At 57.9% G+C, this 21460-nt stretch carries 13 protein-coding genes; 3 read left to right on the forward strand and 10 right to left on the reverse strand.

Annotated features, from left to right (window positions below):
* Together WCO56_21320 and WCO56_21325 are read right to left on the reverse strand one after the other, a co-directional pair.
* Positions 1-1484: glycosyltransferase family 39 protein (locus WCO56_21320; GenBank protein ID MEI7732129.1), on the reverse strand; the 1484-nt coding region annotated here is incomplete at its 3' end.
* A 161-nt stretch (positions 1485-1645) separates the two neighbouring features.
* Entirely contained in the window at positions 1646-6058 is a 4413-nt protein-coding gene (locus tag WCO56_21325; GenBank protein ID MEI7732130.1) for an immunoglobulin domain-containing protein, read from the reverse strand.
* A 215-nt stretch (positions 6059-6273) separates the two neighbouring features.
* Here WCO56_21325 and WCO56_21330 point away from each other — a divergent pair, with 215 nt between their 5' ends.
* Both WCO56_21330 and WCO56_21335 read left to right on the forward strand, forming a co-directional pair.
* Positions 6274-7086 carry a hypothetical protein gene (locus WCO56_21330; protein ID MEI7732131.1) on the forward strand — a complete coding sequence of 271 codons (813 nt, stop codon included), beginning with the start codon at positions 6274-6276 and terminating at the stop codon, positions 7084-7086.
* Between the two features lie 77 nt (positions 7087-7163).
* Positions 7164-8687, forward strand: a complete 1524-nt coding sequence (locus WCO56_21335; protein ID MEI7732132.1) for a hypothetical protein — start codon at positions 7164-7166, stop codon at positions 8685-8687.
* Positions 8688-8696: 9 nt separating this feature from the next.
* On the opposite strand, the gene WCO56_21340 is transcribed toward WCO56_21335, so the two are convergent.
* The 7 genes from WCO56_21340 to WCO56_21370 form a co-directional block, all read right to left on the reverse strand.
* Positions 8697-11027, reverse strand: a complete 2331-nt coding sequence (locus WCO56_21340) for a heavy metal translocating P-type ATPase (protein MEI7732133.1) — start codon at positions 11025-11027, stop codon at positions 8697-8699.
* A 119-nt stretch (positions 11028-11146) separates the two neighbouring features.
* Positions 11147-11587 (reverse strand): hypothetical protein, encoded by a 441-nt coding sequence (locus tag WCO56_21345; GenBank protein MEI7732134.1) that lies wholly within the window; start codon positions 11585-11587, stop codon positions 11147-11149.
* Between the two features lie 124 nt (positions 11588-11711).
* A complete protein-coding gene (locus WCO56_21350; GenBank protein ID MEI7732135.1) occupies positions 11712-13241 on the reverse strand; it encodes an excinuclease ABC subunit UvrC in 1530 nt (509 codons plus the stop codon).
* Positions 13242-13357: 116 nt separating this feature from the next.
* Positions 13358-15160, reverse strand: a complete 1803-nt coding sequence (locus WCO56_21355) for an L-fucose isomerase (GenBank protein ID MEI7732136.1) — start codon at positions 15158-15160, stop codon at positions 13358-13360.
* 323 nt (positions 15161-15483) lie between these two features.
* On the reverse strand, positions 15484-16212 hold the full coding sequence (locus WCO56_21360; GenBank protein ID MEI7732137.1) for an ABC transporter ATP-binding protein: 729 nt from the start codon (positions 16210-16212) through the stop codon (positions 15484-15486).
* A 15-nt stretch (positions 16213-16227) separates the two neighbouring features.
* Entirely contained in the window at positions 16228-17559 is a 1332-nt protein-coding gene (locus tag WCO56_21365; GenBank protein ID MEI7732138.1) for an efflux RND transporter periplasmic adaptor subunit, read from the reverse strand.
* Between the two features lie 42 nt (positions 17560-17601).
* Positions 17602-18891, reverse strand: coding sequence for an MFS transporter (locus tag WCO56_21370; protein ID MEI7732139.1), 1290 nt, complete (start codon positions 18889-18891; stop codon positions 17602-17604).
* Between the two features lie 353 nt (positions 18892-19244).
* On the opposite strand from WCO56_21370, the gene WCO56_21375 reads away from it, so the two are divergent.
* Positions 19245-20057, forward strand: a complete 813-nt coding sequence (locus WCO56_21375) for a hypothetical protein (GenBank protein MEI7732140.1) — start codon at positions 19245-19247, stop codon at positions 20055-20057.
* A gap of 133 nt (positions 20058-20190) precedes the next feature.
* On the opposite strand, the gene WCO56_21380 is transcribed toward WCO56_21375, so the two are convergent.
* A complete protein-coding gene (locus tag WCO56_21380) occupies positions 20191-21387 on the reverse strand; it encodes a hypothetical protein (protein MEI7732141.1) in 1197 nt (398 codons plus the stop codon).
* Positions 21388-21460: the final 73 nt, after the last annotated feature.

Here is a 21460-nt window from a genome sequence, read left to right on the forward strand (position 1 = left end):
GCTGGTTTCATCCAACGGGCAAAGCGTTGCAGGATCACGGGCGAAACCCGGGGCTCCTCTTGGCCTGAACCACGGGCACCATACAGACATGCCAGCAGGGGCAGGGAAGTCACGCCCAGCAGGCCCAGAAAAAGCAGCCCGCGATATTCCCGAAGTTCGTGGCGGTATTCCCCCAGCAATTTAAAAAACAAGGCCACCCCAAAAACCATGGCCAGCGGATACCAAAGCACCAACAGGTTGTCCGGCGCGATGGCGGATTGAACGGACGCGGGATGATCCTGGCCCAGCGCCTCCACCACTGCGAGGAGCAGAATCCCGCCCAAACACAAATTGCGCAGACGACGATGCGTCTCCGAAGCCATGGGAAACAGCACGGTGAGCCAGAAGAGCAATCCGGCCCAACCGGTGCCCAGCAACGGCATTTCCCTGACGAGGATGACACTGAGATTATCCCGCAATTTATCCACCAAAGTGGCAGCGGAAATCGCGGCCAGGTTGGGCTGTAACGACCGTTGCAAACGACTGTCAGGCACCGACCAGGTACCCTGCTGCACCGCATAGCTGACCGTGCCAAAAGCAGTTCCGGAAAGACGATAATTGCGCGCCAGCCAAGGCAGCACCAGCGCGGCTGAAACCGCCAGGATGACGGCACAAAGCCAGAGCTTCCGCCGCCATGGCCCAACCAGCACATACACCGCGATGGGAATCGCCAGGCAGAGTAACGCATAGCGCGACAATCCGCATAACCCAAGCAGGATGCCCAGCACGATGCTCCAGGCCCACTGGCGGCCACCTGTACGCTCATCGGCGGCCAGACAACGTTCGAGCCCAACCAGGCACACCACCATGCCAAGCATCAAAACCATCAGCCAAAGCGTGCAAAGCCCGGAAATGCTGAACTGCCAGAAGACGTCCGTCAGCAAAAATAGGGTCGCCGACCACCAAGCCACCTGGGCGTTAAACAACCAGCGGGCCAGCAGAAACACCAAAATCACCGCCAGGAAAAACAGCCCTTGATTCAACGCGTTGATCACGAAATCCGGACGAAACCTAACCCCGTTTGCGGGAATGGAGAATTGGCGTTGAATCACGGGCAGCTTGAAACAGGCCGCCAGTAACAACGGGTACCCGGGAGCGTTGCTAATGTCGGGCAATTGCGCCGGCCAATAGAGCGGGTGCAAGTTGGCGGCGGGCGAATTCGTGCGGCTAACCGGCACCGGCATCCGTTTATCGCGCTGGGCCTTGTCCGTCAGCAATTGCAGCGCAAACGGGCGGATGAACAGGGTGCTAAAGCCCCTCCGCTCCGCGAGGTTGCGCGCCACTTGGGCCTGGTCCATGGCTTCCGGTTGGCTGAAACCTCGGTAAACGCGCAGGTTAAAGAAGACCGGGACAATGCAGAGCACTGCCGCGACCAACGCGTACTTCAGCCACCGTCCCACCCGGCCTTCATCCAGTTGGTAAATCCATTCGTGAACGGGTTGCATGGACAATAATCCCAATCACGCAATTACCAAGTGCCCCAAGGCTGGCTGATGAATGGACAAAAGGTCATCACAATTTAAGCCGCTCCACGTTGTGCTGGAACTGTGTTTTCAATGGCAATTAGCCGCAATGACAACCGCGTCCCAGCGGATCGCCTGTGCCATTAACGCACCGTCACGATGACACTGCGCTTGAACCCTTGCGGATCGGGCTGCGGAGCGGGTTTCTGCCAATGCAACTCGCCGTCACCGTTGGTTTGACATTGAATCCAGCCCAATAGCATTCCCTTATTGAGATACAAGGACTGGTAAATCACCAAAACGCCGTTCGTGGTAATACTAGAGGCTTGGTTTACCACTGTCTTATCGGCCAGTTTTCCGCTCAGCGTGGCCGCACCGGTCGCCAATACTTTGACCGTCAACACCCCCAGGTCATTGGTCGGCTGCAAGGTATAGGTGCCTTTGAAGGGCGTGTTTTTGGCGACCAGTTTACCATCCGCCCAGAGAGGTACATTTACGCCATTACCCAATCCGATAAAGCCATCAATGCTCAAGGCACCGGTTTGCAGTTGTATTTGAACCGGCAGCGCCGATTCCTTGCCACGTGAAATGACGTTGGAATATTGGCCGCTCAGATCAAAAGCTCCCGCCCAGGGATAGACTTTGCCTTGATACATCAGTTGGGCGGTGAATGTCCCTTGATCCGTCAGGGAAAGTTTCACCGCGCCAGCGTTGGTCCAGTCCACGCTGGCATCGTTGGTCGGGGCAAACATACCCAGATAGTCACCTTTCATTGGGATGAACCGATTGGGCACGAAATTCGCCGTCAACACCAAGTTGCTCATCATCCTGAATTTTACATCCACTTTGTTGGTGGTCCACAAGGTGACACCGGACACTTGCGCCACCCAGTTCGAGAACAGGTAGCCCGTCCCCGGTTTGGCTTTCATGGTGTAATCTTTGGTGCCAGCTTCCAGCACATTGTTGTTCAGATTTGGCGTCACTGTGCCGGTACCGGTCTGGTTCACCACCAAAAGTGCCGAGGCGATTTTAACAAACTTGACGGTTTGGGTCGTGGAATAATTCCCCGAGGTGTCCACCGCATAGGCATTCAGGAAGTTGGTGGCCGCCGGCGGAGTGAGGAGGATGCTCCACTTAGTGGTACCCACCGCCAACACCCATTGGTTACTGTTGAACCGGCACCAAACTTCCGCCACGCCTTTGGCGTCCGTGGCCGTACCCGCCACCACTACCTGATTGGACAACGTCGGGGTCTTCGGCGCGGTGATCGTCAGGGTCGGCCGGATTTTTTCCGCCGGCACAAAGACCACACTGAATTGGTTGGTGGTCCAATTGTTCAAGGTATCGGCGGCAGCGACGGTTAATTTGTTGGTCCCTTGAACCAACGTTATCGTGCGGCTCCATGACACACCGGCACCATCCACGCCGCTGACATTGGTCAGCAGTACCCCATTCACTGCGACGTGCGCCACCCCATTGTTCCCCCGGCTCGCATCCGTCACCGTGCCCGCAAGGGAATAAATGCGGTTGCTCGTAGTAACCGCGCTCGTAACCGTAATCACCGGGCCGTTGGAATCAGCGATATTGACCGTCAAGGTGGCCACAGCGCTGGTGGCCGAGCCGTAAGGATTTTGCAGAACCGCCACATAATTGCCCGCTGAAGCAACCTGTACGTTATTAAATGCCAAAATCGCGCTTGTCGCATTGGTTAAAAGCGTCCCATTTCGATACCATTGGTAGGTCAGCGGGGCCGTGCCGGTACCCGCCACAAAGAAGCCAACATTGACCCCCGAAAACACTGTTTCGTTGGTGGGATTTACCGTGATGGCCGGCGGAAATACCACCGTTAATGCGGCCACCAAGCTCGTAGCCGAGCCGTAAGCGTTGGTGACCACCGCGTAATAGCCACCCACCTCAGTGGCTTGAACATTGATCAGGGATAAATCGCCATTGGTTGCGTTCCCGATGGCCGAGCTGTTTTTAAACCACTGATAGGACAAGGGACCGGTGCCCGTGGCACCCACATGGAACAGCGCCGTGCCACCAGCCAGCACCATCTGGTTAGTCGGGCTTGAAGCGATGGTCGGCGGGTACAATGCGGTTAGCGTGGCGACCAAGCTGGTCGTGACGCCGACCACGTTGGACGCGATAATCGTATAATCGCCGGCGTTACTGCCCTGAATATTAGCCAGGGACAGCACCGAATTAGTCGCTCCAGCCAGGCTGGCACCATTCTGACGCCAGAAGTACGAGATCGGCGCAGTTCCAGCGGCGGCAGCCGTGAAACTGATGGTTGTCCCGACCAAGGCCGACTGATTGGTGGGTTGAACTGTAAACGTTGGCGCGGTTTGGATGGTAACGACTGCCACCGCACTGGTGGCCGAACCGTAGGCATTCGTCACCACCACAGAATAGGAACCGGCATCGCCAACCTGCGCATTGTTCAGCGTCAGGCTAAGGTTGTTGGCACCCACCGGACTGCCATTGTGCAACCACTGATAAAACAACGGATCCGTCCCGACGGCGCTGGCCGTCAGCGTAACAGTAGCACCAGCATTCGCGGTCTTGTTGGACGGCTGCCCGGTAATCAAAGGCGGCTGCTGCGGCAACGTGACTGTGAGGGTGGCAACCGCACTGGTGGCCGAGCCATAAGCGTTGGTGACGACCGCATAATAGTTACCCGCTTCGGCAAGTTGAACATTGGTCAGGGATAAATCCGCGTTGGTTGCGTTCCCAATGGCGGTGCCATTGGTAAACCAGCGATAGGATAGCGGGGCGGTACCAGAGGCAACCAGATGGAAACCAGCCGTGCTCCCAACTTGCACCACCTGATTGGTCGGATTGGCGGTGATCGTCGGCGGCAATAACACGGACAACGTCGCCACCGCACTGGTCGCGATACCCGCAACATTGGACGCAATAATCGTATAATTACCGGCATTCCCGCTCTGAATGTTGGTCAGCGCCAGCACCAAATTGGTCGCTCCCGGGAGGCTCGCGCCATTCAGACGCCACACGTACGCGATGGGTGCCGTTCCCGAAGCGGCAGCCGTGAAACTGACGTTGCTTCCCAACAGCACCGACTGGTTGGTGGGCTGAACGGTGAATGCTGGCGCCACGGGTGGAATGATGGTAATCACTGCCACTGCACTGGTGGCTGAACCGTAGGCATTCGTCACCACCACGGAATAGGAACCGGCATCGCCAACCTGCGCGTTGTTCAGCGTCAGGCTAAAGTTATTGGCCCCCACCGGGCTGCCATTACGCAACCACTGATAAAACAGCGGAGCCGTTCCGGTTGCGGTGACCGTCAGCGTAAGGGTAGAACCGACATTCGCGGACTGATTGGTCGGCTGGCCGATAATCGCGGGCGGCAGTGCGATCATGAGCGTCGCCACCGAACTGGTGACCGAACCTGAGGCATTGGTAATCACCACGTAATAGGACCCCGCCTGAGCTGGTTGCACATTACTCAGCGCAAGCGTGGCGTTGGTGGCCTGAGTTAGCAGGCTACCCAGCCCGTACCATTGATAAAACAGTGGTTGGTCGCCGACAGCCGTCACGCTAAAAGTAACGTTATTTCCAGCAATAACAGTTTGATTCGTAGGCTGACTGCTAAAAGAAGGAGGCTGCACAACCGTGAGCGTGGCAACCGCACTGGTGACCGACCCGGCGCTATTGGCAACGATGACCGAATAGCCGCCCGCTTGTATCGCTTGAACGTTATTCAGAGATAACGTGCCCGCAGTCTGACCTGCCAAATTGGTGCCGTAGAAACGCCACTGGTAACTCAGCGGCGCGGTACCCGTCGCGGTCACCGTAAACGAGATATTGCTACCAACCTTGGCCACCTGGCTTTGTGGGGGAGTGCTGATGGCTGGCGCAACCGCACCACCGCCGCCAACAATAAACGTCAACGTGCCATCCAACGCCATGCTTAAACTGCCGATCTGAGTGGCGTTAGCACCGTCATTGACCGCCTTGATTTCAAAGAAACGGGACGTGCCCGGAATAGCCTGCTCCACGGAATAGGGGAAAGAACCATTCTGAGAGGCCAGATCCCCCGTGCCACCGCCAGAACAAATGTAGGTGTACGAACTCCCATCCGAATTGGCAATGACGTACGACGGGGTGGCCGACTGATCCAACCCGTTTAGCGCAACACCAACGCCACCAATGTTCCCGGACTGCACAGCTTGTGCCGACGGGCGAACATTTTTCGGTACGGCATTGGAGTCACCCACGGTAATCCAAGTGCGGCGCAAATTGATCGTATCGAACGAAGGGCTGATCGCCATCACGATAAACTTCACTCCCGACAAATTATTATTGTAACTTGCTTTGGCGAGCGAGGCATCCCAATTGGTGACGGGAATTGAGGAGCCCGCCGGTAAGCCAAAGTAGTTGCTGACATTGCCCAGATTATAAGTGACATCGTTATACGCAACCCCGTCTTTGCGGAAGACCAACAACAGGTCGGTGTCCTGATAAGGAAACGCGGCGGCAGAAAAGGACGCCGCACTGCCGGCCAGCGCCAGCAACCGGGATACTCTCATAAACATTGATCGCATAATCATGCGCATACGTTAGGCCATCTCGGGCAGCACAGCTTGCATAGTTTGGCCTTAATATGATACTATTCGGACATGCGTCAATAGTGGTCAGAACTGGCGTTTTTCATGCCTTTCAACGTTCCGCCAACCATTTCCGGGAAGAATGTTGCGGAATTGTAACTTGAATCAGATCCCCATTCAGCGCTTACTATCGGCCAATGCGAGCGCCACTAATCGTGCTGATACTGGTTGCGGGGTTGGCCAATCTTTTGCCAGCCAGCGAGCAACTATACCTTACCGGCATTATTCAGATGGGTGCTTACCAGCGGGCGGTTGTAATGGAGTACCCTTCGCTGCACAGTTATCTGCTGGTCCCCGGAAAGAATGTGGCTGGCCTAAAATTACTGGGAATCAATTCGCAAACCGGGGTCGTGCGCATCCAACGCGATGGCGAGGAACTCACCTTGGAATTGCCTGACTTGCGCAAGGGAACCAACGCGCTGTCAGGTTATCTGGCGGGCGGCGAGTTGCCGCCGGATTACAGCGGCCCATGGCCGGCAGGCTATGAGCCGGAATTAATTCGTCAGCATCGCGCCGGTTTGCTCAAGGGAGGCGCAAACCCGGTGCCGTTGAATCCAGACCGAAATGCGTCACCCGAATACCTGGCTGCCATTCGCAAGTACACCCGCGGGGTGCCTGAGGAAGAACGCGAACCGCTGGTCAACGCTTTGCGACAGTATGCGGGTGCCCCAACGATGACTTCGGACGGCGCGTCCGTTGCCAAAGAAACTGCGAACCCGGTGAGCAACGACGCCATCCAAGAACAGTCGCCGGAAGAACTTTTACAGCATATCCTGAATACTCCGCCGCCCGCCGCAGGTGCCTTGGCGGGCACCCCGGCAGACGTTATCACGCTCCGCCAGTTGTGGCGGCAGCAAGCCGATCCCATGGTGCGCCAACGTATTCAGCAGGAAATCATGGGCTATGCCGCCAATCCAGCCACTGAGCGATCAGGCTTGGCAGTGTTTTGAGTTGGAGCAACCACCCATGGTGGCGAGGCGAATCATAAGCCTTGTAGTAAGGGGACGCAGTTTACTATCTTTCGCTCATGAATTGCGCCCGTTTCCTGCTCACCGCCTTGTTGCTGACGGCATTCAAAGCCGCCGCCCAAACCCAATGGGTTACGGCCGGCCCGGATGGAAAGCTGCGCTACCAAAGCACCGGCACCGGTGACCGTCTCCTGGATTTCTCCCATGCCGGCTATGGCGGGGGCGGCATCAAGCTGCCCACCGTCCCAGTTCGCCAAGAGATTTCACCCTCCGGCAGTGATGATTCGGCAGCCATTCAAGCGGCCATCAATGCCGTTGCCACCATGCCCTTGACCGAAGGTTTCCGCGGCGCGGTGCTGCTCCGGCCCGGGGTTTTCCATTGCGCCCAGCCACTCACCCTTGCCCAAGACGGCATTGTCTTGCGCGGCTCGGGCAGTGGCAAAGGAGGCACCGTCATTGAAATGACCGGGCCACCGCATGTGTGCCTCGCCATCACGGGCGAGCGGCTGCGATACCCGAAAGAAAATCCCGCCGCGCTGATTCCGATTGCGGATGCCTATGTGCCGTCCGGCGCGCTGAGTATTTCCGTGAAGGAACCCAAGGGACTCGCGGTGGGCGATGTCATCCGCATCCGCTGGCCCAGGACGGCGAAGTGGATTCATTTTATGGAGATGGACAACCTCGTGCGGAACGGGAAACCACAGACCTGGATGAAAAATGATTCGCCGATTCTGTTCGAGCGGACCATCCGGGTCATTCAAGGCAACCGCCTCACGCTGGATGTGCCACTCACCGACGCGATTGACTCCCAGTTTCTTGCACCCACCACCGCCGGTGTGATCAAAACGGCAGCACCCAAGCGGCTGGGACAATGCGGCATCGAGTCGCTGCGGATCAATTCACCGCCGCCCAGCGGCACCCTCACCGCGAAGAACAACCTCGCGATCGAACTGGAGAATTGCGAAGATTGTTGGGTCAAGGATATCGCCATGCATAACACGCTCGGCAACGTGGACGTGGGCGCTGCCGCGCGGCGCATCACCATTCTGAACGCCCATGCGGTGCATACGGCAACCGTGGACAAAGGGGCCGGTTATCCGGCGGACTTTCTCCTCAAAGGCTCGCAGGTGCTGATTGATCGCTGTTCCTCGTCGGGCGCGGGGTCCTTCTACGTGGCCACCTTGAATTCCGAAGCCGTCCTGAATGTCGCGTTACATTGCGCGTTCGAGGGCACGGGCAGCATCCAACCCCACATGCATTGGTCCACCGGGCTGCTGGTGGACTCCTGCCGTCTGCCGGACGGAAGGATCGAGTTCATCAACCGACGCACCGCCGGCTCCGGGCACGGTTGGGCCATCGGCTGGGCGGTGGCCTGGAATTGCTCGGCGAAGGTGCTTGAATTACAACAACCACCTGGCGCTGTAAACTGGTGCATTGGCTGCACCGGTGAACTGAAGAAAAGCGCTTCGCCAACTGGCCCGTGGCTGGCGTCGCTCGGCAGGCCAGTGCTTCCCACCAGCCTCTATCTGGCCCAACTGCGCGAGCGGCTGGGCGAGAATGCGCTGAAAAACATCGGATATTAACCGTGAGACTCAGGCGGCCTTGAGTGCCGCCGGGCCACGCGTCATCAACAACCGGAGACTGTTCATCACCACCAGTACCGTGCTGCCTTCGTGGCCGATCACACCCACGGTCAAGGGAATGGTGCCGAACAACGCGCAACCCACCAGCACCACCACGGTACCCAAAGAGATCGCCACGTTTTGCCGGATGACTTGCCGAGCCCGCTGGCTGAGTTGAAACGCGGTAAGGAAATTCTCGAGGCGATCATGCATCAGCACCACCTCGGCTTGTTCCAGCGCCGCATCCGAGCCGCGCGCGCCCATGGCCACGCCCACATCCGCCGCCGCCAGACTCGGCGCATCGTTCACGCCATCACCGATCATGGCCACTTTTTGTCCGGCCTTCGAGAAACCGGCCACGGCGTCCACCTTCTGTTCAGGCTTAAGACCGGCACGCACCTCATCCAACGCGAGTTCTTTCTGCAATTTATCGGCGGAGGCCTGGTGATCCCCGGTGAGCATCACCGTTTTCAATCCCAAGGCACGCAATTTTTCCACCACCTCACGGGCGGCAGGCCGAATGTCGTCGCGCATCAGGACCCGCCCCACCAGTTGGCCATGCTCGATCCATACCTCGGCGTAGCCGGCCTCGGTGGGCGGTGCTTTCGCCAATACGGCAACATTGGGGCCATCGGCCACCCATTCACGCCGTCCCAGGCGTACCCACTGCCCTTGATATTGCGCTTTGAGTCCCAAGCCGGTGACCGATTCAAACTGCTCCAGTTCCAGCGCACTGAGTTGCTCATGTTTGCCATGGCGCGTGATGGCGCGGGCCAGCGGGTGGGTGGAGAGGCGTTCGAGCGAAAAGGCCAGTTGCGCCACCTCGCGCTCGCGTCCAGGCGGAAAGCTTTCCACGCGATCCACCTGCAGTTCACCGGTGGTCAACGTGCCGGTTTTATCCATGGCCACCACTTGAATGGAAGCGAGATTTTCAACCGCCGCCCCGCCTCGGAACAGAATACCGCGCTTGGCCGACCAGGCAATCGCAGCCAGCACGGCCGAGGGAATGGAAAGCACCAGAGCGCAGGGAGACGCCACCACCAACAGCGTCATGGTGCGATAAAATGCGCTGCGATCCAGCTCGGTGGACTTGAATGGGGTATGACCGAAGCCCAGCCACCAGACAAAGAACATCGCCAGCGATAGACCGAGGATGGCGTAGGTGTACTTGGTGCCAAAGCGGTCGGTGAACCGTTGCGAGGGGGCCTTGAGATGTTGCGCCTCGTGAATGAGGGTAATGATTTTTTGAAGCGCACTCTGGCTGGCCGGTCGCAGCACGGTCACCTCGACCGAACCCCATAAATTAATCGTACCCGCCAACACCCCATCGCCCACCGTTTTATCCACCGGCGTGGCTTCTCCGGTCAGGTTCGATTCGTCGCTGGAGGTTTTTCCTTTCACCACTTCAGCATCCACCGGGAATTGTTCGCCTGGTTTGACCAGCAGCCGCATTCCGGCTTGGAGGGAATCCACGGGCACGGATTGTTCGTTCCCGGCGGCATCGAGCAAGATGGCCGTCTTGGGCGCGTTTTTGAAAAGCGAACGAATTTCCCGCTGGGTACGCCCCATGGCGTAATGCTCCAGCGCACCGGAGAAGGAAAACAGAAACAGCAAGGTGGCGCCTTCCGCCCATGCGCCAATGCTGGCGCTGCCAAAAGCCACCGCCAACATCAGGAAGTGAACGTCCAGGGTTCCCTCTTCCAGCCCCTCGCGGACTTCCTGCGCGGCGAACCAGCTACCGGCCAGAAACGAAAGCGCGTACCAAAGAATACTGGCTGGGCCACCGACAAAAAACGCGATCAACCCGAACACCCCGCAAAGCGAGGCGGCCACCAATTGCCCCTTCCATTCATCCTCTTCACTCGCATCCTCCGGCAAATGCACCTGGCGCGGCACCAGTTTGGGAAAAGGAATCTGCCGCCAGCGCCAAAAGTGCGGGGCCGTGGGGCAGGTTTGTCGGGCGACTGTAGTGGTCCCCGACGCGTATTGGACAGTGATGCGGGCGCGTTGCTTGGGGTCCACCTCCGGATTACATTCATTGCAGGAATGTTTCTCTCCCAACAGCGCGCAACATTGCTCCGCCGTCTGGTCCTGCATTTTATGGAATTGCTCGTTGAGCCAGTGCTCAATCTGGGCATCATTCGCCTTCCCCAAGGTGGCCACGGAAATCGCCTGGTGCCCCGGATCAATCTTCACGGCTTCAATGGCTGGCTCCTCCCGCATCGCCTCAGTGACGAGCTGGATGATGCAATGCTTGCCTGGTTCTGTGATCGGGCAGGCTGAAGTGCTGGTTTTGCTCATAATAGCTGCGTTCATTATAAGCCGTTTAGTGGCGCTTGGCCAGCAAACTTGTTGAGCTTTAGCTGTTTTTCAGGATGCTTCCCGGAAATGCGTGAGGGCAAACTGTTTTCGAGAGAGCGCTACGGCTGCTTGTCTTTAAACCGGATCAGCATCGCCGTAATGCTGCCTTCATGCACCGGCACTGCAAAGCTGGGGCCGGACGCCTGATATAGTACTCGGCTGCGTGGATCCATCAGCGTCGGTCCCGAGGGCGTGGTATAAAAACCGGTTAATTCCGTTTTTGATTCAAGGATGATCACGGCTTCGGCGTTACGTTTCAGTGCTTCCTTGGCAAGGTAGGACTCGACCGCCTCCGGACTGGAACTGATGCTGAGTTGGCCCAGCACCTGATAGGCCCGGGACGGATACCCCCGGTAGATGACGATGCCGCGCATTTCTTTCACAAAAGCGCCGGGGGCGGTTTGCCAGGCTTGCTGTTCCCCCACATAGGGAGAATAACTCACCGACGCGCAGCCACCACCGAGACACGCCAACGTCACCAGTAAAATAATCTTTTTCATACAGACTAATATATTTATCAACCCGAAAAATGCAACTGGATATGGCCACTTTACCGCTTGAACGGACCTGTGTTTATGGATCACAACCTGGCCGCTGAGGCTTCAAACACCCCCAAATTTTGATTCAGGCCCCGACCTCCGGTTGCCGCGCCTGCGTGCCGCGCGCTTCCAAAAATGTCTTTAATTCCCCGGCGGCTTTCCCGCCAAAACCGGGCACCCCGGCAATTTCCTCGACGGTGGCCAGCCGCAACCGTTGCAGCGATCCAAATTTCTTCAACAAGACCGCCTTCCGTTGTTCGCCCATACCGGGGAATTCGTCGAGAATACTTTCCGAAATTTTTTGCAGACGTAGCTGCGCGTTGTACGCATTGGCTACCCGATGCGATTCATCCCGCACCCGTTGCAGCAATTTCAGCGCCCCGGAATCCAGCGACAACCGCAGCGGCTCGCTGATGCCGGGCCGATAGATTTCCTCGAATTCCTTGGCCAATCCCAAAATCGGAATCCCACCCAATCCCAGCTTGTCCAATTCGGCACCCGCGGCATTCAACTGCCCTTTGCCGCCGTCAATCAGGATCAGCGATGGCAAAACCGCCGCCGGTTCCCTGCCCTGCTCACCGGCTTCCTTCAGCATCCGGGTGTACCGGCGCTGAATGGTTTCCGCCATACACGCAAAATCATCCTGCCCAATCACCGATTTGATTCTGAACCGGCGATAGTTTGCCCGGTCTGGACGCCCGTGCTTGAAGCTCACCATCGAGGCCACCGCAAACGTCCCGCTGATGTTGGAAATGTCGAACCCCTCGATGCGTTCCGGCGGCCCGGGCAACCCCAGCACCTTGGCCAGCTCCGCGAGGTCCGCCGCCGGACTCATCGCCACCGGCAACGTGTAAGGTGTGCGCACAAACTTGTTCATCTTCGCGGTGGTCGCTTTCAAATCCGTCAGCGCATCCCGCAACTGCGCGGCCTTTTCATACTCCTGGGCGGCGGCGGCCCTTTTCATCTCGGCTTCAAGCTGCGTGGCTAACTCCCCGCATTGGCCGTCAAGAAAATCACAGGCCGCCTTGACCTGCGCCAGGTACTGCTCGCGACTGACGTTGCCGATGCAGGGCGCGGTGCAAAACTTCAAATGCCCGTACAGGCAATGCTTGTAATCGCTTGCATCCGGGGTCAGCGGACGGCAGCCGCGCAAATTAAACGTGCGCCGCACCAGCGTAAGCGTGTTGCGCAAGGCCGTCGAATTGGTGAACGGCCCGAAATAGCGCGCGCCATCCTCCTGCCGCAGGCGGGTCAGCGTGAACCGCGGGATAGGGTCATTCAGGTTTACCTTCACCAGCGGGAACCGCTTGTCATCGCGGAAGCTGATGTTGTAGCGCGGTTGGAATTCCTTGATCAGCCGACCTTCCAGCAACAGCGCCTCGGGCTCGCTGCGCACCACATGCGCATCCAGATCATAAATAGCCTCCACCAGCGCGTTCAGCTTCAAATCCCAACCCATCCGGCGCGAGGGATGGAAATACTGGTTCACGCGCTTGCGCAGATCGCGAGCCTTGCCCACATAGATCACCGTGCCGAAGCGGTCCTTCATCAGGTACACGCCCGGCTTATGCGGTAGTTCACTCAGCTTTTTCCGTATCTGCTCGGTCGCAGGCATGAGCCAATAATGTAGTTCCTTCAGCCGGAAAAGCCAACTCCTCGAGCGGAGGACCAGTTTCCCCAGTCCTCCTCACCCACTTCATTTCAGGCGCAGCCCGTGCGCCACCATCCCGCCTACACCTTGCCGTAGATGGGGCCGAAGTTGGCGCAGGCACGGAAATCCGCCGCTTCCAACTCTGCGGTGCCAAACGCGTTCCAGGTCGAAGGACGGAACACGCGGTCATCACTCACATTGTGCATATAGACCGGGATGCGCAGCATCGAGGCCAGCGTGATCAATTCGGAACCGAGGTGACCATAGCTGATGGTGCCGTGGTTGGCGCCCCAAGCGTTCATCACTGAGTACACATCGCGGAACACGCCCTTGCCCGTCACGTTCGGCACGAACCAGTGCGACGGCCAGGTCGGGTTGGTGCGCTCTTCGAGCACACTGTAAATGTCGGCCGGCAGGTCCACGAACTGGCCTTCGGCGATTTGCAGTGCCGGCCCGAGCCCCTTGATCATGTTAATCCGGAACATCGTGGCCGGCATGTTGGCGCGCGTCCCGTAGGCAGACGAATAACCACCGCCACGGAAGTATTCGTAAATGGCGGGCGGCCAAGTGGTGGCCGCAAAGCAATCCAGCGCCTCTTTCTTGGAGATTTCCCAGAACGGCTTCATCACCGCCTGCCCATTCTTCGTCAACTTGCCGCAGGCGTCCAACGCCGCCGCACCGGAATTGATGAGGTGCAACAGGCCGGGCGCCGCCGCGCCTTCGAGTTCCCGTCCGGTAACACGCTTGACGGAGTCCGGGCTCCAATACGTGCGCACGTCCGCAAAGATCTGCGCGCTGCCGGTGAGCAGGTTGCCCAGCAGCATGCACACGCCGTTCAAACAATCGTTTTCCGTGGCCACCAAGTAAGGCTGGCGGATGCCGTTCCAGTCGAACGAGGAACTCAGGATGGCTTCCAGGAAGTCGCCGTTTGGATAGTGATCCGTCCAATGGCGTTGCCCTTGGAAACCGGCGAGGATGGCGTTGTGCCCCAGGGCCTCTTCGCGGAAGCCCAGCTTGGCCAGGCGCGGGTTGCCCACCATCATATCGCGCACGATCATCGCCATGCGCACGACAAATTCCCATTCCCAATCCTTGCGCTCTTGGTTGCGTTGGGATTCCGGCTTGTTGTAATCCTTGCCGAGCGGGCAGTATTTCTTCACCCACTTGAGCGCATACTGAAATTCTTCGCCGTCATAGATTTTCTCCTCGATGCGGCGCACCAGTTCCGTCATATCCACCGCTTCCACGCGCATGCCCAGGTAATCCTCGAACAAATCCTGGTTCACAATGGAACCGGCGATGCCCATGGAGACGCCACCGCAGGACAGATAAGACTTGCCGCGCATGGTGGCCACCGCCAGGCCGGACTTCACGAACTGGAAGATTTTGGCCTGCACATCGGCGGGGATGGTTTTGTCGCCGCCATCCTGCACATCGCGGCCATAAATGGTGAACGCCGGCAACCCTTTCTGGCTATGCCCCGCCGCCACCGCCGCCAGGTACACCGCGCCCGGGCGCTCGGTGCCATTGAAGCCCCAAATCGCCTTGGGCGTCAGGGGATCCATGTCCATCGTTTCCGAACCGTAGCACCAGCACGGGGTGACCGTCAGGGACACACCCACGCCCTTCTTGCGAAACTTCTCCTCAGCCATGGCGGCTTCGGCGACGCCGCCAATGCATTTATCGGCAATCACGCATTCCACCGGCAGGCCGTTATGATGGCGCAGGTTGGCGGAAATCAATTTGGCCGCATTCTCGGCCATCGCCATGGTGGTTTGTTCCAGGGATTCGCGGACGCCTTTGCGGCGGCCATCAATAGTGGGGCGAATGCCAACTTTGGGCATGTCGCCAATCAGACGATTCACGGGTTCGTTCACCCTCATTGCTACCGATGCTTTATTCATATCTTTGGTTTGCTTTCGTTTATGTTTGCTAAAACCATCACCGGTCCAGCTTCACACCCAACCATGTTGCATTACTCAGCGAACCGGCTTGACGTGGTGAATTTTCCACGTTGTGAAAAAAACTGCAATCCAAAATCAACATCCGTTCTTTGGCACTTTGGACGCCGGATTTCATGTGAATCCCCATACGTTATCAAGTGTTCCCGAGGCAAATCCGCAATCTGAGATCTGAAATCCGCGTAGCATTCGCCGTAAGGAGAATCAAATATCGGTCCTTGCCATTCCACGAAGGATGGGCAACCTCAGATCTCAGCTTCCGTTGGCGGAGTTTGGCTCGTGGCCGGCAGGTCCCGCAACCGCTCATCGCTGGCGATCAGGCCATCGCGGATGCGCACGACGCGCCAGGCGTGGCGGGCCACCTCCTCTTCATGCGTCACCACCATGATGGTGTTCCCCTTGCGGGAGAGCGCTTCGAAGAGTGCCAGGATTTCCACCCCGGTTTTGGAATCGAGGTTCCCGGTCGGTTCGTCGGCCAGCAGCAGGGACGGCTTGTTGACCAGCGCGCGGGCAATGGCCACGCGCTGACGTTGGCCGCCGGAGAGCTCGTTGGGTTTGTGATGCACGCGGTCGGCGAGCCCAACGTTGGCCAATGCTTCCAGGGCGATCTGCCGGCGCAGCTCTGGTTCCACGCCCGCATAGATCAGCGGCAACTCGACATTGTGCAGCGCATCGGATCGGGGTAGCAGGTTGAAGGTCTGAAACACGAAGCCGATTTCACGGTTGCGAATTTCGGCCAGTTGGTTGTCATCCATCTCGCTGACGGCAATCCCATTGAGTTCGTAGCGGCCCTGGCTCGGTGTGTCCAGGCAGCCGATGAGGTTCATCAGCGTGGATTTGCCCGAGCCGGACGGCCCCATGATGGCGATGTATTCGCCGCGCTTGATTTCCAGGGAAACGTCCCGTAGCGCATGGACGGTCTCCACCCCCATGGTGTAAAGGCGGGAAATGTTTTGGAGATGAATCAGCGTCATAACCCCGGCCCGGCGTCATTTTTCCTTGTCCCGCTCATCCTTAGTGCTGCCCATATCAAACACGGTGCCGCGCTTGATTTTGACACCATCCTCCAGCTCGCGGTTGATGGCTTTGTAGCCGCCCGAGATCACTTCCTGATTTTCCTTCAAGCCATCGGTGATCTCGACGTACGTATCATCGCTGATGCCGCGCTTGACCAGAGTCATGCGGACGACGTCATTCGTCACCACGAACACCCCTTCCACCTGCTTGACCGCCTCACCCGCTTTTTTGCCTTCCACTTTCACGGCATTGGTGGAAGCCGCGCTATTGGTCGCGCCGGCAACCGCGTTGGTTTTAGCTTCCGCAACTTTGGGCGCGCGGGTGGTCACACTTTGAATCGGCACCGTCAGCACGTTAGTGCGGGAGCGCGTCTCCACTTCCGCCGTCACGGACATGCCAGGGCGGAACGCTTCCTTCTCCTGGATGCGGATTTTGACCTCGAACTTGGTGGCTTCCTGCTGCGCGGTGCCGGCGCTGGTGGTCCCCTTGGCGGCGTTGGCAATTTCCGTTACCAGCCCGGTGAATTTCCGGTCGCGAAAGGCATCCACTTCCAAGCGCGCTTTTTGGCCCAGCGCAATCAGGATCACATCTACCTCGCCAATATCCACCCGCGCTTCCATGGCGTCCAGGTTGGCAATTGTCATGATTTCAGTACCGGCCATGAGCGCGGTGCCCACCACCCGTTCCCCTTTTTGGGAGCGCAACCGCGTGACGGTGCCATCCATGGGCGCCTCGATGGTCGTCTTGGATAAATCATCATCCGCCCGGTCCAAAGCGGCTTTGGCCTGTTGCACCATGTGCCCGCTGCTGACGAACGACGCTTTCGCCACGTCCAACGCCGCTTGGGCATCCGTAAATTGCGAGTCCGACACCAGCTTCTTATCGTACAACTCCCGCATGCGTTTGAAGTCCAGATCCGCTTTGGTAAGATTGGCCTGGGCCAGGCTTTGCCCGGCTTCCGCCGATTGAAAGCTCGCCTGCGCCGACCGCCGGCTGGCCAGGTAATTATCCTGCTTGATGCGAACGAGCACCTGCCCTTTCTTGACGAATTGCCCTTCCTTGACGGGCAGCTCCACAATCTCACCGCTGACCTCCGGCGCAATCACCACTTGCAGCACCGGCTGGACTTTGCCATTGGCCACCACCAGTTCCGTCAGGTTGCGGCGCGTCACCTTTTCCGTCTGCACCGTGATGATCGTCTCCCGCTTTTGGAAAACGGCGTACAGCACCGCCGCCACCAGCGCCAGTGCGATCACCGCGAAGATCAGTATCTTCCGGCCTGTTCGTTTTTTAACGTCTGCCATGTCTGCCACCCATTTAAACCAAGTCCCAGCCGTGTTGTCACATCAATTCATTCCCTGCCCCGCACGGGAATGCAGCGGTGGCAGCCGCAACGCCACCACCAGATTGATCAGCGCGATGGCAACGCCCAGCAGGAAAACGTATTGGTAACCGCAGGCATTCCAGATCACCCCGCCCAGCAGCGCCACCGAGATGGAAAACACGTGATCAATGGTGATCCCTGCCGTCAATGCCGCCTGGATGTCCGCCGGTTGCAGGGCGATCTTCTTGATATACATGGCGCGGGCCATACCCACCGACATCAACATCTGATCCATCAAGTAAAACCCGCACGTCAACCAGAAGGCGATGGATTCCGAAAACAGGAACCGGGAGAACCCATAGCCAAAGCACACCACCACGAGCAGCGCGGCCTCCCACGCCAGCACAAACCGTTCCCCATGGCGATCCGTCACCCAGCCCAGCAGTGGTTGGAAGACAATGCCAATGATCCCCCCGGCGGTCATCAACGTGGCAATCGTCTGCGTCGGCTGCTTGAAGATCGTGACAATCACCCACGGGGCGAACGTGATGAACAACTGCTTGCGCGATCCGTACAGAATGTTCAACGCATAGAACAGCCGGTACTCCTTGCGCAACGTCAGGAAGATTCGGGCCTGCCCGCTTTCCTCCGGCTGCATGGCGTACAACAGCGCCGTCGCGGCCGCGAATCCGATGGTGGCGGCGAGGAACGCGTGATCATAATTCAGGCCCAGATACTTGAACCCGATAAACACCAGGAAACTCCCCGCAATGGCCGCCAGGTTGCGGATGGCGTTCAACTGCCCCAACCGCCGGCCAATCCGGCCCTCCTCCGCCAACTCCATCCCGATCGTCTGTGCCACGGGCATGAACAGATGCTGGCCCAGGCTGTAGAGAAAGAGCGTGACCATCATGACCCCATACGTGGGCGAGGCAAACCCGACCAGCAGACTCCCCACCAACCCCAACAACATCGCCACCACTCCCAACCGGCGGCTGCACAGAAACGACAGCGCCGCTGTGACAAACACCACCAGGAACCCCGGCAACTCCCGGGGAAACTCCAAGAAAGACCGCTGGAACCCCGTCAGTGCAAACCGCTCATTGAGATAATTATTGAACACCGCATCCACCACGCTATACGCCATCCCCATGGCGAACGAGCCCAGCGCAAACAGGCGCAACTCGCGGGAACCTCCCGCGTAACGCGCCAACCATGTCCATACCCGCATCATTGCGCCCGTGGTCTTACCCCGCGCGCCCCGAATGGTCAACCCGCAAACCATTTCCTTGCGGCCAGCCGGCCAACGCATGGTGAACAAACTCATCCGGCGCACGTCCTCCGATAATGCGCCCCATTAACCGAATGCACCCAGAATGGGTGCCAGAAAGTGGCTCAAGATTTATGAACTACCCAAAGGCCGAATGAGTTTGACCTCCTCACGCGCAGGAATTAGCGTGCTTCCCCATGAATGGTAGCCGACCACCATGCTCCGTAATCACGTCGCATCCAGCGACGAAGAAATGCAATGTGCCTCCAGCGTGCCAAATTACCGCAAGGAGAAATGGTTCAGGTCTCATAAAATATAGTTTCCCATCCGCGACCAAGAAAGTTTCCGGATGGATTTCCAACGCCCTGATGGGTGCCTTGATAATAATCGTTGCCGTGAGCACTGGCTGCCAGAATGCCGGTTTTCCACACATCACCAACGAACCAGCGTTTCTCCCAGCCTCGACACAGGCGAGTTGCGGGCGGGTTGGCCTGCTGCCGATCAAAGACTGCCCGGAATTTGGGTTTGAATATCCAGCAACGCCTGGTCTGGCATTTGCCGTGGCAACGCTCAACACTTTTGGTGCGATGGAGTATTTGCGTCCCCATGAAACGAAAGCGAGTGACGAGTTGCGTATCATCGGGTTGGAATTACTGGTTTCTGGTACGGTGGGTGCACTGGTAGGCATCTGCCAAGGCGTTCCGGCAGCAACGCAGCGCGAATACCTAGCGGCGATGAATCGCGCTTTGCAAGCGGAACCATTGCCACACGCGATCCAAGGTGAACTGCTTCGCCTGGTCGCTCAAAAGCCAAGCCCAAACATAATCCTGCTTCCTTCTGCCAATGCGGCCTGGCCAACAAACCATTCCACAAAAGCCCGAGTGCAATTCGTGCAATCGTATCGCACGTCAACCAATCAGGAAGTTGATAGCATTCTTTTGACTCATATTGTCAACCAATGGTTTGAAGCCCCAGTTGCGCTGAATCCCAAAATGACCTTCGCTATCGCGCTGGAGGTGGAGTTGATCAGGGTCAGTGACGGCGCTTTGCTTTATGAGCGCCAGTTTGAATACCGTGGTCGGTCCTATTATTTCACGCGCTGGGCGGAAAATGATGCCCGCCGCTTTCGGGTCGAATTAAAGGATGCCAAAATCATTTTGGCCGAGATCATTGCCGAACGACTGTTGCTGCTGGAATCCCCAAAGTAAACAGGGCATTGCCTCAACCTGAACGGCGATGAGTGAAAGATGTACAAGTTTTTCAGAGGGTACCACGAATGCTGCTGAGAGATGGCCTCAACCAGCACCCGTCACTTTGAAAACCGATCGTGGCTGCGGTGGCTCAATTGTTCACCGGCACCAACTTAAAATATCCGGCGTGATTGGTGCCCAGAAAGAAACCGCCGCCCGAAGTCAGCGGCAACGTCTGCAAAAGATTGGCCTTATAGGCAGTGGGAGTTTTTGCGCCTGGAGCCAGGAAGGTGCCGGAGACGGAACCATCTTTAGCGGTAATACGCACAACCAGATTACTCAAGGAGCCGGACACCAGTCGAATCTGATCGTTGGTCAGCACCACGGTATTGGTCAGCGGCACAGCCAGATTTCCACCGCCAACGATCAACTGGGCACTATCCCAATTCACTGCATCCTGGCTTGGGGTGGGAGGCGTGTAGGGCAGCAGATAGGCCGTCCGGCTTTCCGTAAAGCCCTGTGGATAATACTTGTCGCGGAGCGATGTCTTTTTAACCCACAAGAACGGGGGTGTTTTTGACCACTGCAAGTCCAAGTAGCCAAACAACATCCCGCTGCCCGCTTGCAGTGGAGTGTAGAGCGGCACCCTGCCATCCTGAGTCAGCGCAGTCATGATGGTAAGCGTCGTGCCGTCAGCGAGGGCCACCGCTGCTTTGACCTGCCCATTTGGGCTGACACTCAGGGTTATGAGACCGTCGCCGCCAGGACTTGCATCATCATTGCCAGGGCCCAGAATCAGGCCGGTGTGCGTCCCCGCGTATGGATTGGTCGCCCCTTGGAATATCCGCTGTGCAAATAGAGTTGCGGACTCATTTCCAAAAGTCACCGTCCCGTTCACCATCTTATCCATCGCATCCACCACCAAGAGCACCGCAAAGGTGCGTCCCAAAGAGCGCACACTGGTAGAGGAAACACCCGCCGGACTAAACGCGCCCGAAATCGGCAATGCCACCCCACCCAACACCAACTTGCCGGTGTACGCCCCCTTATCGGTGATTTTCAAGGCCACCCCGCCGCAGTTGGTTGGCGTGGCACCCGAGCGAACCTGGAAGAGTCCAACATAATCGCCTTGGTAAGCCACAAACGGATTCGAAACAAAATTAGCCGCCAACACCAAGTTGGACTGCATGGTAAAAGTGAGCGTCGGCTGGTTGCTGGAAACGGTCCCCGTCCAGTTGCTGAACACAAAACCAGAACCCGGAACGGCGAGCACGGAATAGCGTTTGCCTACTTCAAGTTGGGTGCCGGTGAATCCCGCCGGACGAATACTGCCGAGACCATTCGTCACCAGGGTCAATTGACCATTCAGATTCCGGTGAATTGCAGGGGGTTTTTCAGCAGGTTTTTTGGACGGCTAAACC

The sequence above is a fragment of the Verrucomicrobiota bacterium genome (assembly GCA_037139415.1).
Lineage (GTDB): Bacteria > Verrucomicrobiota > Verrucomicrobiia > Limisphaerales > Fontisphaeraceae > JBAXGN01.

What these genes read in the sequence shown, in the direction of transcription:
- WCO56_21330 (MEI7732131.1), top strand. Translation starts at nt 6,274, where the DNA reads ATGCGAGCGCCACTAATCGTGCTGATACTGGTTGCGGGGTTGGCCAAT.
- WCO56_21370 (MEI7732139.1), bottom strand. Translation starts at nt 18,891, where the DNA reads ATGCGTTGGCCGGCTGGCCGCAAGGAAATGGTTTGCGGGTTGACCATT.
- WCO56_21360 (MEI7732137.1), bottom strand. Translation starts at nt 16,212, where the DNA reads ATGACGCTGATTCATCTCCAAAACATTTCCCGCCTTTACACCATGGGG.
- WCO56_21325 (MEI7732130.1), bottom strand. Translation starts at nt 6,058, where the DNA reads ATGAGAGTATCCCGGTTGCTGGCGCTGGCCGGCAGTGCGGCGTCCTTT.
- WCO56_21355 (MEI7732136.1), bottom strand. Translation starts at nt 15,160, where the DNA reads ATGAGGGTGAACGAACCCGTGAATCGTCTGATTGGCGACATGCCCAAA.
- WCO56_21350 (MEI7732135.1), bottom strand. Translation starts at nt 13,241, where the DNA reads ATGCCTGCGACCGAGCAGATACGGAAAAAGCTGAGTGAACTACCGCAT.
- WCO56_21365 (MEI7732138.1), bottom strand. Translation starts at nt 17,559, where the DNA reads ATGGCAGACGTTAAAAAACGAACAGGCCGGAAGATACTGATCTTCGCG.
- WCO56_21335 (MEI7732132.1), top strand. Translation starts at nt 7,164, where the DNA reads ATGAATTGCGCCCGTTTCCTGCTCACCGCCTTGTTGCTGACGGCATTC.
- WCO56_21340 (MEI7732133.1), bottom strand. Translation starts at nt 11,027, where the DNA reads ATGAGCAAAACCAGCACTTCAGCCTGCCCGATCACAGAACCAGGCAAG.
- WCO56_21345 (MEI7732134.1), bottom strand. Translation starts at nt 11,587, where the DNA reads ATGAAAAAGATTATTTTACTGGTGACGTTGGCGTGTCTCGGTGGTGGC.